This is a genomic window from Pseudomonas sp. XP1, from assembly GCF_053557675.1.
In genome coordinates, this window is record NZ_JBNRIJ010000005.1 from 1 (window position 1) to 15,808 (window position 15,808).

The 15,808-nt window shown below is 61.1% G+C and carries 15 protein-coding genes; 12 read left to right on the plus strand and 3 right to left on the minus strand.

Annotated elements, in window-relative coordinates; translation table 11 throughout:
* Window positions 1–291 precede the first annotated feature (291 nt).
* Together ACK1U9_RS06275 and ACK1U9_RS06280 are read right to left on the minus strand one after the other, a co-directional pair.
* Window positions 292–1,512 (minus strand): CaiB/BaiF CoA transferase family protein, encoded by a 1,221-nt coding sequence (locus ACK1U9_RS06275; protein WP_046616901.1) that lies wholly within the window; start codon window positions 1,510–1,512, stop codon window positions 292–294.
* 14 nt (window positions 1,513–1,526) lie between these two features.
* The gene (locus tag ACK1U9_RS06280; RefSeq protein WP_003252907.1) at window positions 1,527–2,708 is read right to left on the minus strand and encodes an acyl-CoA dehydrogenase; all 1,182 of its coding nucleotides are present in this window, start codon (window positions 2,706–2,708) and stop codon (window positions 1,527–1,529) included.
* Between the two features lie 161 nt (window positions 2,709–2,869).
* Here ACK1U9_RS06280 and ACK1U9_RS06285 point away from each other — a divergent pair, with 161 nt between their 5' ends.
* The 10 genes from ACK1U9_RS06285 (at window position 2,870) to ACK1U9_RS06330 (ending at window position 12,679) form a co-directional block, all read left to right on the plus strand.
* Entirely contained in the window at window positions 2,870–3,769 is a 900-nt protein-coding gene (locus ACK1U9_RS06285; RefSeq protein ID WP_085602007.1) for a LysR family transcriptional regulator, read from the plus strand.
* Between the two features lie 437 nt (window positions 3,770–4,206).
* Window positions 4,207–5,328 carry a Re/Si-specific NAD(P)(+) transhydrogenase subunit alpha gene (locus ACK1U9_RS06290; RefSeq protein ID WP_046616903.1) on the plus strand — a complete coding sequence of 374 codons (1,122 nt, stop codon included), beginning with the start codon at window positions 4,207–4,209 and terminating at the stop codon, window positions 5,326–5,328.
* An 11-nt stretch (window positions 5,329–5,339) separates the two neighbouring features.
* Window positions 5,340–5,654 (plus strand): NAD(P) transhydrogenase subunit alpha, encoded by a 315-nt coding sequence (locus ACK1U9_RS06295; RefSeq protein ID WP_003256966.1) that lies wholly within the window; start codon window positions 5,340–5,342, stop codon window positions 5,652–5,654.
* A 2-nt stretch (window positions 5,655–5,656) separates the two neighbouring features.
* Window positions 5,657–7,093, plus strand: coding sequence for an NAD(P)(+) transhydrogenase (Re/Si-specific) subunit beta (locus ACK1U9_RS06300; RefSeq protein WP_015268505.1), 1,437 nt, complete (start codon window positions 5,657–5,659; stop codon window positions 7,091–7,093).
* Window positions 7,094–7,279: 186 nt separating this feature from the next.
* The gene (locus ACK1U9_RS06305) at window positions 7,280–8,773 is read left to right on the plus strand and encodes an acetyl-CoA hydrolase/transferase family protein (protein WP_013970344.1); all 1,494 of its coding nucleotides are present in this window, start codon (window positions 7,280–7,282) and stop codon (window positions 8,771–8,773) included.
* 374 nt (window positions 8,774–9,147) lie between these two features.
* Window positions 9,148–9,363: a DUF1127 domain-containing protein gene (locus ACK1U9_RS06310; RefSeq protein WP_003256968.1), complete on the plus strand. Its 216-nt coding sequence runs from the start codon at window positions 9,148–9,150 to the stop codon at window positions 9,361–9,363.
* Between the two features lie 307 nt (window positions 9,364–9,670).
* Window positions 9,671–9,988 (plus strand): DUF2388 domain-containing protein, encoded by a 318-nt coding sequence (locus ACK1U9_RS06315; protein WP_153671597.1) that lies wholly within the window; start codon window positions 9,671–9,673, stop codon window positions 9,986–9,988.
* An 88-nt stretch (window positions 9,989–10,076) separates the two neighbouring features.
* The gene (locus ACK1U9_RS06320; protein ID WP_153671596.1) at window positions 10,077–10,370 is read left to right on the plus strand and encodes a DUF2388 domain-containing protein; all 294 of its coding nucleotides are present in this window, start codon (window positions 10,077–10,079) and stop codon (window positions 10,368–10,370) included.
* A gap of 36 nt (window positions 10,371–10,406) precedes the next feature.
* Complete coding sequence (locus ACK1U9_RS06325) at window positions 10,407–10,727, plus strand: DUF2388 domain-containing protein (protein ID WP_003256970.1); 321 nt, start codon at window positions 10,407–10,409, stop codon at window positions 10,725–10,727.
* A complete protein-coding gene (locus ACK1U9_RS06330) occupies window positions 10,724–12,679 on the plus strand; it encodes a DUF7844 domain-containing protein (RefSeq protein WP_108481672.1) in 1,956 nt (651 codons plus the stop codon). Before ACK1U9_RS06325 ends, ACK1U9_RS06330 begins: the two co-directional genes overlap by 4 nt.
* A 126-nt stretch (window positions 12,680–12,805) precedes the next feature.
* Here the strand turns inward: ACK1U9_RS06330 and ACK1U9_RS06335 are convergent, their stop codons facing one another.
* Entirely contained in the window at window positions 12,806–13,207 is a 402-nt protein-coding gene (locus ACK1U9_RS06335) for a GFA family protein (RefSeq protein ID WP_135002938.1), read from the minus strand.
* A 266-nt stretch (window positions 13,208–13,473) separates the two neighbouring features.
* Here ACK1U9_RS06335 and ACK1U9_RS06340 point away from each other — a divergent pair, with 266 nt between their 5' ends.
* Window positions 13,474–14,781: a CitMHS family transporter gene (locus ACK1U9_RS06340; RefSeq protein ID WP_015268498.1), complete on the plus strand. Its 1,308-nt coding sequence runs from the start codon at window positions 13,474–13,476 to the stop codon at window positions 14,779–14,781.
* Window positions 14,782–14,852: 71 nt separating this feature from the next.
* Entirely contained in the window at window positions 14,853–15,623 is a 771-nt protein-coding gene (locus tag ACK1U9_RS06345; RefSeq protein ID WP_046616908.1) for a TerC family protein, read from the plus strand.
* The last annotated feature ends 185 nt before the right edge of the window (window positions 15,624–15,808 follow it).

Consider the following 15,808-nt stretch of genomic DNA (forward strand, 5'->3'; position numbering starts at 1 on the left):
CTCGCTGCGATCTCTCGTAGCGGGAGGCGAATCATACAGCGTTTAGAAGCGCTGTCAACCATCATCTCAACCGCTGGCGATCATTCGATCGAAGCACTCCCGATACTACCTGAATCGCCTAACTAATTGATTTACAAGAAGTTTTACGCTTCGACCACGTCAGAAGTGGGGCGCATTATAAGCGGATTCGAAACCGCGTCAACCCTTAATTTCAAGAAACCTTGATATCGCTGAAAAGCAAAGCGGGGAGGCCTGACGGCCCCCCCCGCTTTTCACCAAGGCCAAACGCCCTTAAAGCACACCGGTACTGCGCAGCCGCCGCACCTCACCGGCATCCAGCCCCAATACATCCTCCAGCACCACCTCGGTATGCTCACCCAGCAGCGGCGGCGCCCGACGGTACTCAACCGGCGTCTCCGACAACCGTATCGGGCTCGCCACCTGCGGCACACTTCCCGCCAACGGATGCGGAATGTTTACCGCCAATCCGCGTGCCAGAACCTGCGGATCCTGGAACATCTGCGCCAGGTCATTGATAGGCCCGCACGGCACTCCTGCAGCTTCGAGCTGGCTTACCCATTCCGCCGTCGTCTTGAACACCGTGGCCTGGCGGATCAAAGGAATCAGCTCGGCCCGGTTGGCAACCCGCAGCTTGTTGGTAACGAAACGCGGGTCGTCCGCCCATTGCGGCTGCCCGGCCACCTCGGCGAACTTGCGGAACTGGCTGTCGTTGCCCACGGTCAGGATGAAGTCGCCGTCCGCCGTGGGAAAATCCTGATAAGGCACGATATTGGGGTGCGCATTACCAAGCCGACGAGGCGGGTTGCCCGTGGTCAGGTAGTTCATCGCCTGGTTCGCCAGGCAGGCCACCTGCACATCGAGCAACGCCATGTCGACATGCTGGCCCACCCCAGTCTGCTCGCGATGGGCGAGGGCAGCGAGGATCGCCACCGTGGAGTACAACCCGGTAAGGATGTCGGTCAGCGCCACCCCTACCTTGACCGGCCCCGCACCCTCTTCACCTTCCGGGCGGCCGGTCAGGCTCATCAGCCCGCCCAACCCCTGAATCATGAAGTCATAACCCGCGCGCTTGGCATAAGGCCCGGTCTGCCCAAACCCAGTGATGGAACAATAGATAAGCCGCGGATTGATCGCCTTCAGGCTCTGGTAGTCCAGGCCGTAGGCAGCCAACCCACCAACCTTGAAGTTCTCGATGACGATATCGGACTTCGCCGCCAACTCACGTACCAGGCGCTGCCCCTCGGCCTGGGTAAAGTCGATGGTCACCGAGCGCTTGTTGCGGTTGGCCGACAGGTAATAGGCCGCCTCGCTTGTGCTCTCACCCTTGGCATCCTTGAGGAAAGGCGGCCCCCATGAGCGGGTATCGTCACCACTGCCAGGGCGCTCGACCTTGATCACATCGGCACCAAGGTCAGCGAGAATCTGGCCAGACCATGGGCCGGCCAACACGCGAGAAAGGTCCAGCACCCGCAGATGTGATAGCGCGCCCATGGGCTGGCTCCTTATCAATAGAAGGCCTGGATGCCGGTCTGCGCACGCCCCAGGATCAGTGCATGCACATCGTGAGTACCTTCATAGGTGTTGACCACCTCCAGGTTGACCAGGTGACGAGCCACGCCGAACTCATCGGAAATGCCATTGCCCCCCAGCATGTCACGCGCCATGCGGGCAATATCCAACGCCTTGCCACACGAGTTGCGCTTCATGATCGACGTGATCTCCACTGCAGCCGTGCCTTCGTCCTTCATCCGCCCCAGACGCAGGCAGCCCTGCAGCGCCAGGGTGATTTCAGTCTGCATGTCGGCCAGCTTCTTCTGGATCAACTGGTTGGCAGCCAACGGGCGACCGAATTGCTGACGGTCCAGGGTATACTGACGCGCAGTGTGCCAGCAGGCTTCCGCAGCTCCCAGCGCACCCCACGAGATGCCATAGCGGGCGGAGTTCAGGCAGGTGAACGGACCTTTGAGGCCGCGTACATCCGGGAAGATGTTTTCTTCCGGCACGAACACGTTATCCATGACGATTTCGCCAGTTATCGAGGCGCGCAGCCCGACCTTGCCGTGAATCGCCGGCGCGCTGAGGCCTTGCCAACCCTTTTCCAGAACAAAGCCGCGGATATCACCCGCATCGTCCTTGGCCCAGACCACGAACACATCGGCGATCGGGCTGTTGGTGATCCACATCTTGCTGCCAGTCAGGCGATAGCCGCCGTCGACCTTCCGGGCACGGGTAATCATCGAACCCGGGTCGGAACCGTGGTTGGGCTCGGTCAGGCCGAAGCAACCGATCCACTCGCCGCTAGCCAACTTGGGCAGATACTTCTGCTTTTGTGCCTCGGTACCGAACTCGTTGATTGGCACCATCACCAGCGACGACTGCACGCTCATCATCGAGCGGTAACCCGAGTCGATGCGCTCTACCTCGCGAGCAATCAGGCCATAGCACACGTAGTTCAGGCCACTGCCACCGTATTGCTCGGGAATGGTGGCGCCCAGCAACCCGACCTCACCCATTTCACGGAAGATCGCCGGGTCGGTCTGCTCATGACGGAAAGCCTCGAGCACACGCGGGGCCAGCTTGTCCTGGGCGAACTGATAAGCGCTGTCACGCACCATGCGCTCTTCTTCAGTGAGCTGCTGATCGAGCAGCAGCGGGTCGATCCAGTTGAAGCTTGCTTTACCGGCCATGAGCGAAATCCTCGAAATAGGGGGCAGTTTCTTGTGCCTTTGAGCCTAGGCCTGATCGGCCGTCGGGACAAACGAGGATTGCGCACCAATTAGTGATAATTTGTCACTTCGTAAATCGGCAAAACGCCATATTGACAGCCTTACGAGTGAGGTTGACGTACATGCGCCGCAAGATCCCCAGTACCGCCGCCCTGGTTTGTTTCGAGGCGGCAGCACGCAACGAGAGCTTTACCAAGGCCGCCCAGGAACTTGCGCTGACCCAAGGCGCCGTCTGTCGGCAGATAGGTGGCCTGGAAGCCTTCCTTAATGTGGAGCTGTTCCGCCGCTCGCGCCGCGGCGTGAAGCTGACAGAAGCCGGCCTTTCCTATAGCCGCCAGGTGGCCGCCCAATTGGACGCGGTAGAGCGCGATACCTTGTCGGTAATGCGCCAGCAGGGCGCCAACGTGATCGAGCTCGCCGTGGTACCCACCTTCGGCACCCAATGGCTGCTACCGCGACTAAAGGACTTCCAGCAGCGCCATCCAGAGGTCACGGTCAACCTCACCAACCGCACCCGGCCTTTCCTGTTTGCCGACACCACCTTCGACGCCGCTATCTACTTCGGCGATGCCGACTGGTCCGGCACGCAGTCGCACCGGCTGATGGGGGAAAACCCGGTACCGGTGTGCAGCCCTGTGCTGCTGGACGGGCAGGGCACGCTCGACGCGCAGCGTATCGCCCGGCTACCACTGCTGCAGCAGAGCACACGCCCCTATGCCTGGCGGCAATGGTTCGGCAGCGTCGGCATGAACGTGGAACGCGACATGACAGGCCCGCGCTATGAACTATTCTCGATGCTCGCGCAGGCGGCCATGCATGAGATGGGCATCGCCCTGATTCCGCCGTTCCTGATCCAGCGCGAGTTGGAGGAGGGCAGGTTGGTGGTCGCTAACAGGCATGCCCTGAGTAGTGACAAGGCCTACTATCTGATGATCCCGGAGCGCAAGGTGGAGTCGGCTTCGCTACGCGCCTTCCGCGACTGGCTGCTAAGCCAGGCCCAGGCCTACACGGCCAAGACGTGAGCAAACCCGGTAAGCTGACCCCGTAGTCAATTATTTTTAACACCTACAGATATATGTATTTGTCGCATATACGTAAACTGTTATGCAGGGTGCAAAAATCCGCTTTAACCCTGCTTACGGCGCGGCTTTGCGGGTTATTTTGCGACATTCACCAAGCCGTAAGCGAATTGATCGCAAAATTTTTGTTTTTTTCTCCTAATCTGCCAATAGCCTATGTTTGACGGGCTGCAGCCTGACCGTTGCGACATACGGTCACAGGGTGACTTGTAGTTTTGACTTCGTTTCGCTCCAGAACCGGTTGAAGGCCTCTGGCTTCGTCTGCAAAATGCTTCGCCCGCCCGGGAATCGGCGGGCCGGCGCTCCACAGCCGCCCCAGCGCACCATCCGAAGTGCGCTGGCTTTTAAAAAGACAAAAGGTCACCGCAGGAGAAATAGTCGTGCACATTGGTGTTCCTCTCGAGACGCAGACCGGTGAGACAAGGGTCGCTGCGACCCCGGAAACCATCAAGAAACTGATTGGCCAGGGCCATCAGGTCACCGTCCAACGGGGGGCAGGGCTCAATGCCAGCATTCCGGACAGTGCCTATGAGGCCGTGGGTGCTTCCCTGGGAAGTGCAGCCGATGCCTACGGCGCCCAATTGGTGCTCAAAGTGGTCGCCCCCAACGACCAGGAACTGGCCCTGATAAACAGTGGCAGCCTCCTGGTGGGCATGCTCAACCCCTTCAACAGCGAGCTGATCGGCAAGATGGCCGAGCGCGGCATTACCGCGTTCGCGCTGGAGGCTGCGCCGCGCACCTCGCGGGCGCAGAGCCTGGACGTACTGTCGTCGCAGGCCAACATCGCCGGTTACAAGGCTGTGTTACTGGCTGCCCATCACTATCCACGCTTCATGCCCATGCTCATGACCGCCGCCGGTACCGTCAAGGCTGCACGCGTGCTGATCCTGGGCGCGGGAGTTGCCGGCCTGCAGGCCATTGCCACGGCCAAGCGCCTGGGCGCAGTGATCGAGGCGTCCGACGTACGCCCGGCCGTGAAGGAGCAGATCGAGTCGCTGGGCGCCAAGTTCATCGACGTACCCTACGAAACCGATGAAGAGCGCGAGTGCGCCGAAGGTGTCGGCGGTTACGCCCGGCCGATGCCGGCCAGCTGGATGCAACGCCAGGCCCAGGCCGTGCACGAGCGCGCCAAGCAGGCGGATATCGTAATTACCACTGCGTTGATCCCGGGGCGCAAGGCGCCGACCCTGCTAAGCGCCGAAACCGTCGCGCAGATGAAGCCCGGCTCGGTGGTCATCGACCTTGCAGCAGCCCAGGGCGGCAACTGCCCACTGACTGTCGCCGACCAGGTGGTACACGAGAACGGCGTGATCATCGTCGGCCCGACCAACCTGCCGGCCCAGGTGGGCGCCGATGCCTCGGCACTGTATGCACGCAACCTGCTGGACTTCATGAAGCTGCTGTTCGACAAGGACGGCGCGCTGGTCATCAACCTCGAAGACGACATCGTCGCGGCCTGCCTGATGTGCCGTGATGGTCAGGTCGTCCGCAAGAACGGCTAAGGAGCACGACAATGGAAGACATGCTGATTTCCCATGGCATCTACAACCTGATCATCTTCGTGCTGGCCATCTATGTGGGCTACCACGTGGTGTGGAACGTCACCCCGGCACTGCACACGCCACTGATGGCCGTGACCAACGCCATCTCCGCGATCGTCATCGTCGGCGCCATGCTGGCCGCCGCCCTGACGGTGACCCCGGCCGGCAAGCTGATGGGCACCCTGGCGGTGGCTCTGGCCGCGGTCAACGTGTTCGGTGGCTTCCTGGTCACCCGTCGCATGCTTGAGATGTTCAAGAAGAAAACCAAGAACGAGGCGCAGAAGTAAGCATGAGCATGAATCTGGTAACGCTCCTCTACCTCGTCGCCTCGGTGTGCTTCATCCAGGCGCTCAAGGGCCTGTCGCACCCGACTACCTCGCGGCGTGGCAACCTGTTCGGCATGATCGGCATGGGTATCGCCATCGTCACTACGGTCGGCCTCATTTATAAGCTCGGGGCCGAGCTTGCCACCGCCGGCATCGGCTACGTCCTCGTTGGCCTGCTGGTCGGCGGCACTGCCGGTTCGATAATGGCCAAGCGCGTCGAGATGACCAAGATGCCGGAACTGGTCGCCTTCATGCACAGCATGATCGGCCTGGCTGCGGTGTTCATCGCCATCGCCGCAGTGCTGGAACCGCAATCGATGGGCATCGTTGCCGCCATGAGCGACCCGATCCCCACCGGCAACCGCCTGGAACTGTTCCTCGGCGCAGCCATCGGTGCCATTACCTTCTCCGGCTCGGTGATCGCCTTCGGCAAGCTGTCGGGCAAGTACAAGTTCCGCCTGTTCCAGGGCGCACCGGTACAGTTCGCCGGCCAGCACAAGTTGAACCTGATCCTCGGCCTGACCACCATTGCCCTGGGCCTGCTGTTCACCTTCACTGGCCACTACAGTGCCTTCACCCTGATGCTGGTCTTGGCCTTCATCATGGGCGTGCTGATCATTATTCCGATCGGGGGCGCCGACATGCCGGTAGTGGTGTCGATGCTCAATAGCTATTCGGGCTGGGCAGCGGCCGGTATCGGTTTCTCGCTTAACAACTCGATGCTGATCATCGCAGGCTCCCTGGTCGGCTCGTCCGGTGCCATCCTCTCGTACATCATGTGCAAGGCGATGAACCGTTCGTTCTTCAACGTCATCCTCGGTGGCTTCGGTGGTGATACCGATGCGGGCGCGGCGCAAGGTTCCAAAGAGCAGCGCCCGGTGAAGTCTGGCTCGGCCGACGATGCCACCTTCCTGCTCAGCAACGCCGACAGCGTGATCATCGTCCCGGGTTACGGCCTGGCGGTGGCTCGCGCCCAGCATGCGCTCAAGGAACTGACCGAGAAGCTGAGCCACAACGGCGTGACCGTGAAGTACGCGATCCACCCAGTAGCGGGCCGTATGCCCGGGCACATGAACGTGCTGCTGGCCGAGGCAGAAGTACCGTACGACCAGGTGTTCGAAATGGAAGACATCAACGCCGAGTTCGGCCAGGCCGATGTGGTGCTGGTGCTGGGCGCCAACGACGTGGTCAACCCGGCAGCGAAGAACGACCCCAAGTCGCCGATCGCCGGCATGCCGATCCTCGAAGCGTTCAAGGCCAAGACCATCATCGTCAACAAGCGCTCCATGGCCAGTGGCTATGCCGGCCTGGACAACGAACTGTTCTACCTCGACAAGACCATGATGGTGTTCGGCGACGCCAAGAAGGTCATCGAAGACATGGTGAAGGCGGTGGAGTGACAACGGCCGCTGCAAACCAGCTGATATAAAGGAAGCCCCGGTCAGAATCTGCCGGGGCTTTTCTTTTATTGATCCGGATCAACGGCTCTACTCCAACGCTTCTCATACGACCATGGTCGTGGGACGGCAAGGGGCGAAGTCTCTAGACTGCGCTGCAGTAGTTTCAGTAGCCCGAGATAACAATCCATGTACCGTGATCGTATCCGCTTGTCCTCCCTGCACAGCAAGGTAATGAGTGCGGCTGATGCCGCTGGTCTGATCGAGGACGGCATGACCGTCGGCATGAGCGGTTTCACCCGCGCCGGCGAAGCCAAGGCCGTACCGCATGCACTGGCCGAGCGTGCCAAGCAATCGCCACTGAAAATCAGCCTGATGACCGGCGCCAGCCTGGGCAACGACCTGGACAAGCAACTGACCGAGGCTGGCGTGCTGGCTCGCCGCATGCCGTTCCAGGTCGATAGCACCCTGCGCAAGGCTATCAACGACGGCCAGGTGATGTTCATCGACCAGCATCTGTCAGAAACCGTCGAGCAGCTGCGCAACCAGCAGCTGAAACTGCCGGACATCGCGGTCATCGAAGCCGTGGCCATCACCGAGCAGGGCCACATCGTGCCAACCACCTCGGTGGGCAACTCGGCCAGCTTTGCGATCTTCGCCAAGCAGGTGATTGTCGAGATAAACCTCTCGCACAACACCAACCTCGAAGGCCTGCACGACATCTATATCCCGACCTACCGCCCGACCCGTACACCAATCCCGTTGGTCAAGGTCGACGACCGTATCGGCAGCACCGCCATTCCGATCGACCCGGCAAAGATCGTCGGCATCGTTATCAGCGACCAGCCGGACTCGCCGTCCACCGTCCTGCCTCCGGATGACGAAACCCAGGGCATCGCCGACCACCTGATCAACTTCCTCAAGAAAGAAGTGGAAGCTGGCCGCATGACCAACAAGCTTGGCCCGCTGCAGGCCGGTATCGGCAGCATCGCCAACGCAGTGATGTGCGGCCTGATCGAGTCGCCGTTCGAAGACCTGACCATGTACTCCGAAGTACTGCAGGATTCCACCTTCGACCTGATCGACGCTGGCAAGCTGAGTTTCGCCTCGGGCAGCTCGATCACCTTGTCGACCCGCCGCAACGCCGATGTGTTCGGCAACCTGGAGCGTTACAAGGACAAGCTGGTTCTGCGCCCGCAAGAGATTTCCAACCACCCGGAAGTGGTCCGCCGTCTGGGCATCATCGGTATCAATACCGCGCTGGAGTTCGACATCTACGGTAACGTCAACTCCACCCACGTCTGCGGCACCAAGATGATGAACGGCATCGGCGGCTCGGGTGACTTCGCCCGTAACGCCCACCTTGCCGTGTTCGTCACCAAGTCGATTGCCAAGGGTGGCGCGATTTCCAGCGTGGTACCGATGGTCAGCCATGTCGACCATACCGAGCACGACGTGGACATCCTGGTCACCGAGCAAGGCCTGGCCGACCTGCGTGGCCTGGCGCCACGTGAGCGCGCCCGGGCGATCATCGACAACTGTGTACACCCGGACTACCGAGCAGCGCTGAACGACTACTTCGATCGCGCCTGCCAGCGTGGTGGCCACACCCCACACATCCTGCGCGAAGCCCTGAGCTGGCACGAGAACCTGGAAGAAACCGGGCGCATGCTGGCTAGCTGATACAGATGAGGTACGGAACGGCGGCCCTGCTTCCGCTGTTCCGGCCTCTTCGCAGGCAATTCCGCCAATGGGCCAGATACAGTCAAACCCTTCGATCAATACACCTTGCCGTAGCATCCAGCATAATCTGTACTACTGTACCGGTTCTTGCGCGCCTTCTCGGCTCGCAAATCAACCTCCCTAAATCAAAACGCACCAAATAAGTGCGGACCAGTACAGTTGCGCCAGTTTCGAGTGCAACAGTAGGGTTACACAGTTAACTGGACCATCGTCTTTCCACCGAACTGTATCTACTGTAATGGACGACAGAGGAGGATCATTGGCATCAGTTAAATCACTACCTAATCCCGCCATAAGCGGAAGGATGAAACATCATGGAACGTACCCTCAGTTCCGGTCTGGTTTTTGAAAGCAACGCCCAACAATCCAACGCTTCGCTGCCGCTGCGCGCTCTGTCCACCCTGCTGCTGTGGCAGCGCCGTATGGCCAGCCGCCGTCAACTGGCTCGCCTGGACGCCCGCCTGCTGGCCGATGCCGGTATCAGCGAGTCGCAGCGTTACGAAGAGCTGAGCAAGCCTTTCTGGCGCTAAGCTCCGGCTTGCCGGCTTTGGTCGGCACCGCAAATTTCCGAAACCCGTTGCAGGTGACTGCGACGGGTTTTTTGTTTGCAGACGGCATGCCAGAGCCTTTTACAAGCACACATGTACAGTTTGTAAAATCACAAAACAAACCATAACAGTTTGTTGGCGCGCTGTTCATTAACATCCAGAAACACCGGCGCGTGATACGCTTGGCATAACAGTCTGGTAGAACGCACTGTTGAAAAAGTACCGCGACGAGCTGTGCGAGCGTCCGATAAAACAGAACCACCCGACCCTAGTCCAGGAGTCCACGATCATGTCCCGTAAATACCTGATTGGCGCCGCCCTGATGCTGAGCCTGGCCGGCACCGCAAACGCCACCAGCTTCGTTGTCACCACCGACGCCGTCGTTGGCGCAGTGGCCGCGTCCACCGATGCCACTTCCGATGTTTCCTCCTCGTTCCGTGACGACAAGATTGTCCAGGCCGCCCGTGACGACGCCGCCAGCTTCGTTGGCAGCCAGGGCGACATTCGTGGTGCCAAGCTGGAAAGCGCTTTCATGCACATCCGCTCGCAAATGCCAGCCCTGCAAGCCAGCGACGCGCAACTGGCCCAGGCCATCCTGGCGCTTTGACCCCGACTGAGCCGTTCAGCTGTGCTGGTCACCACCAGCACAGCCGCACACATCTTTGCCATCCACGTTTCCAGCTGTTGTAGAGCCCATGCGTTATCTGTTGCCGTTGCTGTTCTCCTTTGTTGGCATGGTCAGCGCCCATGCCATGGATACCACTACGCAAAGCCTGGTCATCACTGGCTATGTGACCAGCCAGGTCACCACCGCACCGTTCGACCGTAAACTGGTCCGCCAGGCCCAGGACGATGCCGCTGCCTTCGTCGCCAGCGACGGCCAGATCCGCGGTGCGCGGCTGGAGGCAGCACTGGAATCACTACGCCACAATTGCGCACGGCATACCGTCGGCGATCTGGAACTGGCGCAGGCAATTCTCGTCCAATAACTACATCTGACTCCCTGTATTTTTCGGAGATGCTCCATGCGTAAACCGCTGATTGCCGCTACCCTCGGCATGCTGCTGCTGGCCGACCTGGCTCAGGCACAGACCTTGGTGGCCACCAGCAATATCATCGTGCGGGCCTTTGGCCGTTCGATCGACTTCACCTCTGACACCACCACCTCGATCCGCGACTCCAAAGTGGTGCGCGAAGCCCATGACGACGCCGCCAGCTTTGTCGCCAGCAACGGTGACATCCGCGGCGCCCAGCTCGAGGCCGCTTTCAACACTCTGCGCGAGCGCGTTCCGCAAGCGCGCGACGCCAGCGACCAGGTACTGGCTGAAGCCATCCTCGCGCTGTGAACCGCGTGCGCGCCTGGCTGCTCGGCTGCGCCCTGACGCTGCTCGGCACGCCCGCCCTGGCCGACCTGCAGCTCGAGCTGCAGGCGTCCGGCCTTGACCCACAGCAGACCCGAGCCACTCAGGCTCTGCTCGACGAAGCCGTGGGCAAGCTGCCCCCTCGCTTCAAGCAACAACTGAACCGCCGCGTGCGGGTCAGCTGGAGCGACAACATGCCGGCCGACGCCTATGGCCAGGCATCGCTGGTATCTACCCTCGAACTCAATCGCCGCTTACTGCCCAGCCTCACCGATGGCAGTGCTGCCACCGAGCGCACCAAGCGCCCGCATGGCACGGTGCGAGAAGAACTGCTGGCCACCGTGCTGCACGAACTCACCCATATCTACGACCGTGCCCGGCTGTGGCCCAGCGCCGAGAACGCGCTGATCGCCCGTTGCAAGCGCCAGCAAGGTACGTTGGGCAAAGTTGGCCTGCCCGAAGCATGCAGAGGCCAGGCAGAGCGCCGTTTCACCCTCAGCGACGACCCGCGCCTGCTCGACCTGGCCGGCTGGCAACAGTATGTGGGCCGACGCGGCGAGCGCGAGCAGCACAACGGCCAGTTCGTGCGCAGCCCCGACAGTTATGAACTGAGCAGCCCCAAGGAATACATCGCGGTCAACATGGAGTACTTCCTCCTCGACCCGAGCTACGGCTGCCGCCGTCCGGCGCTGAACCAGTATCTGCGCGAACACTTCGGCTGGGCACCGCAGCAGGACAGCTGCGCCAAGGGCCTGCCGTTCATCAATGCCGGCAGCGACTTCGCCCGCCAACCGCTGGGTGAAATCGACCCCGAGCGGGTCTATGAGGTGGACTACCTGCTGGCCGAAGCCAACCAGAACCTGGTCAGCCGCTGGGGCCACAGCATGCTGCGCCTGGTGATCTGCAAGCCGGGTCGCCCCCGCGGGCCGGACTGCCGCCTGGACCTCGACCAGAGCCTGGTGCTGTCGTACCGAGCCTTCGTCAACGATGTGCAGCTTTCCAGCTGGGACGGCCTGGTCGGTGCCTACCCCTCGCGCCTGTTCGTGCTGCCGCTGGGCCAGGTGATCGACGAGTACACCAAGACCGAACTGCGCAGCCTGGCGTCGGTGCCCTTGCGGCTGAACCGCGACGAGATCGAGAACCTTGTGCGTCAGGCCGCCGAAATGCACTGGAGCTACGATGGCAACTACTGGTTCCTGTCCAACAATTGCGCGGTAGAGTCGTTGAAGCTGCTGCGCAGCGGCACCGCGAACCCACGCCTGAACGACCTCGACAGCATCATGCCCAATGGCTTGCTGGCCGTGCTCAAGGGCAGGGGGCTGGCCGATACCAGCGTGCTCGACGACCCCCGCGAGGCGCTGCGCCTGGGTTATCGCTTCGACTCCTACCGCGACCGTTACCAGGCCATGTTCGAGGTGTTGAAGAAGCAGTTGCCAATCAAGCAGGACAAGGTCGAGGACTGGCTGGCCCTGGACGCCGAGCAACGGCGAGGTTGGTTCGCCCAGGCCGACCTGCGCACCAGCGCCGCCTTGCTGCTGCTTGAACAGGCCAGCTTGCGCCGGCAACTGCTTCTGGCCCAGGACGAGGTCAAACAGCGCTACCTGAACGCCGCCGCGCTGAACGATGGTAGCGTCAGCAAGGCCGATGCGACCCTCAGGCAGATGCTTGCCAACAGTGGCTTCCTCAGCCGCCCGGCAGAGTTGCTCGACAGCAAGGGCTACGGGCTGCCGCAGCCGCAGGAGCGCAAGCAACTGGAGCAGGTCAGCAGCGAGCGGCAAGCGCAGTTGCTGCGCTTGAGCACGAGCCTGGACAAAGAGGTTAGAGCGCTGCTGGAGCCATCGCGGGCCAGGGAGATTGCGGCGGTGGAAGCCAATGTGAAGCAGGTGGGCGAGCATCTGCGGGCATTGCACAAGGCTGCAGGAGGCCTGCAGTTGTAAGTACGGCTGTGCCGGCCCTATCGCCGGCAGGCCAGCGCCCACGAGATCACCATGGGTCTGAAGGTGGTGGGACACCTGTGGGAGCTGGCTTGCCGGCGATAGGGCCGGCAGCACCAACACAATCCCTTACTGGTTTTCCTCCGCCTCCGAAGGCAAATCCTCATCCAGATGCAACCAGGGCAACCGGCTACCCACCCAGATATGCCGGTTGGCCCTGACCCGTTCCGGGTGGTCCAGCGTCGCCACCGTCACATCAACCGTCTCCGAGCTGTGTGTAGTCACCAACGCCACATGCGCCCCACAATGCCCACAGAAGTACCGGCTGCAACTGGACGGTGCCACATAGCAGTTCGGCTCTCCAGCCAACCACCGGAACCCCGAGCGGGGCAGGGTGAGCCAGGTCACCACCAGCCCACCACTGACCCGTCGGCAGATAGAACAATGGCAATGGGCGATGTCTGTCAGGTCGCCCGCCAACCGATAACGCAAGGCGCCACAATGGCAGCCACCCTCGGTCACATCCTGCATCACCTACCTCTCGTCGCCTTTGCTTCGGCGAAAGCTGGCTGAAAGCTTGCCCTCATAGGATAGCCCCCACTACCGGCACAAGACCGGTCAGCCAGGGCACCCGGTAACCACCGCGCCCGGCCCAATCAACAACAACAATGGTGATTCTGATGTATTCCTGTGCCCGACTTTCCGTAGTTCCCCTCTGCATGCTCCCCGCACAGCGCCAAACGCGCTGATCCGCCCGAATCGACGTTCCTTCGCCGCGCCACGCCTGGAGTATTGCCATGCTGACCTTCCTCGGCTTTGCCATGGTCATCACCTTCATGTACCTGATCATGACCAAGCGCCTGTCTGCCCTGATAGCGCTGATCCTGGTACCGATCCTGTTCGCCCTGTTCGGCGGTTTTTCCGCAAAGATCGGCCCGATGATGCTCGAGGGCATCAGCAAACTCGCACCTACCGGTGTGATGCTGATGTTCGCCATCCTCTATTTCGCCCTGATGATCGACTCCGGCCTGTTCGACCCGGCTGTGCGCAAGATCCTCAAGCTGGTCAAGGGTGACCCGCTGAAAGTCTCCGTCGGCACCGCAGTGCTGGCCCTGGTGGTCTCGCTCGACGGTGACGGCGCCACCACCTACATGATCTGCTGCGCCGCCATGCTGCCGATGTACAGCCGCCTGGGCATGAGCCCGCGGATCATGGCCGGCCTGATCATTCTCGCCGGCGGGGTGATGAACATGACCCCCTGGGGTGGCCCGACGGCCCGCGCAGCCAGCGCCCTGCACGTGGACCCGTCGGACATCTTCGTACCAATGATCCCGGCCATGCTGTTCGGCGTGCTGGCGATCCTGGCCATCGCCTACATGTACGGCAAGCGCGAACGTGCCCGCCTGGGCGAGTTGCACCTGCCCACCGACGACATCGACCACAGCGAAATCACCGTTTCGCAGTACCCGGACGCGCGCCGGCCAAAACTGCTGTACTTCAACGGCGCCCTGACCGCTGCCCTGATGGTCGCGCTGATTGCCGGCGTACTGCCGCTGCCGGTGCTGTTCATGATCGCCTTCAGCATCGCCATGATCGTCAACTACCCGTGCCTGCAGCAGCAGAAAGACCGCATCGCCGCCCACGCCGGCAGCGTGCTGGCGGTCACCGGTCTGATCTTCGCCGCCGGCATCTTCACCGGGATCCTGTCGGGCACCGGCATGGTCGACGCCATGTCCAAGAGCCTGCTGTCGGTCATCCCCGAGGCGTTGGGCCCATACCTGGCGGTGATCACCGCGATCGTGAGCATGCCGTTCACCTTCTTCATGTCCAACGACGCGTTCTACTATGGCGTGCTGCCAGTACTGGCCGAAGCTGCCAGCCACTACGGCATCAGCCCGGTGGAAATGGCGCGTGCTTCGATCGTCGGGCAACCGGTACACCTGCTCAGCCCCCTGGTACCCTCCACCTACCTGCTGGTGGCCCTGGCCGGCATCGAGTTCGGCGATCATCAGCGCTTCACCTTGAAGTGGGCAGTGCTGGTATGCCTGTGCATAATGCTCGCCGCGCTGCTGATGGGGATTTTCCCGCTGTTCAGTAGTCTTTAATAAACGCGTATTTCCCTAACGCGACGCGCCCTGACCCGGGCGTGTCGCCTTTACCGTTCGAAGGAAAACAAATGGAATGGCTGACCAGCCCGGAAATCTGGGTTGCCTTTTTTACCCTCACCGCGCTTGAGATCGTCCTCGGTATCGACAACATCATCATGATCTCGATTCTGGTCAGCCGCATGCCCAAGCACATGCAGCCGCGCACCCGGATCTTCGGCCTCGCCCTGGCCATGGTCACGCGTATCATGCTGCTGCTGTCGATCACCTGGGTCATGCGCCTTACCGCCGACCTGTTCGTGGTCCTGGGCCAAGGCATCTCGGGGCGTGACCTGATCCTGTTCTTTGGTGGCCTGTTCCTGTTGTGGAAAAGCTCACAAGAGATCTACCACGGCCTCGAAGGCGAGGACGAGAACCAGGAAGAACCGAAAGGCGCGGGTGGCAAGTTCTTCTACACCATCATCCAGATCGCCATCATCGACATCGTGTTCTCGCTGGACTCGGTGATCACTGCGGTGGGCATGGTCTCGCACGTACCGGTGATGATCGCCGCGATCATCGTCGCCGTGCTGGTGATGATGCTGTGCGCCGGCACCATCAGCGATTTCATCGACAAGCACCCGTCGCTGAAGATGCTGGCATTGTCGTTCCTGATCGTGGTCGGGACCGTGCTTATCGCCGAAGCTTTCGATGTGCATGTGCCGAAGGGCTACGTCTACTTCGCCATGGCGTTCTCGCTGGCGGTGGAAGCTATCAACATCCGCATGCGCACTGCCTTGGCCCGCAAGAACGGCAAAGAGCATGAACCGGTGAAACTGCGCAAGGACATTCCGGGTCAATAAGATCAGGAAGTGCAGGACACAAAGGGCCCTTCGGGGCCCTTTTTTCATTTCCGCTGTATTTCAAACAAATGACAGCCATGCGAAGCTGGCGACAGCTTCGCAAAACAACTAAAGCTTTGAGTGAGCACTGAAAATTCTTCAAACGCTCACGCTTCGTCTCTTGGCCCTCTGGGCCAATGCAACAG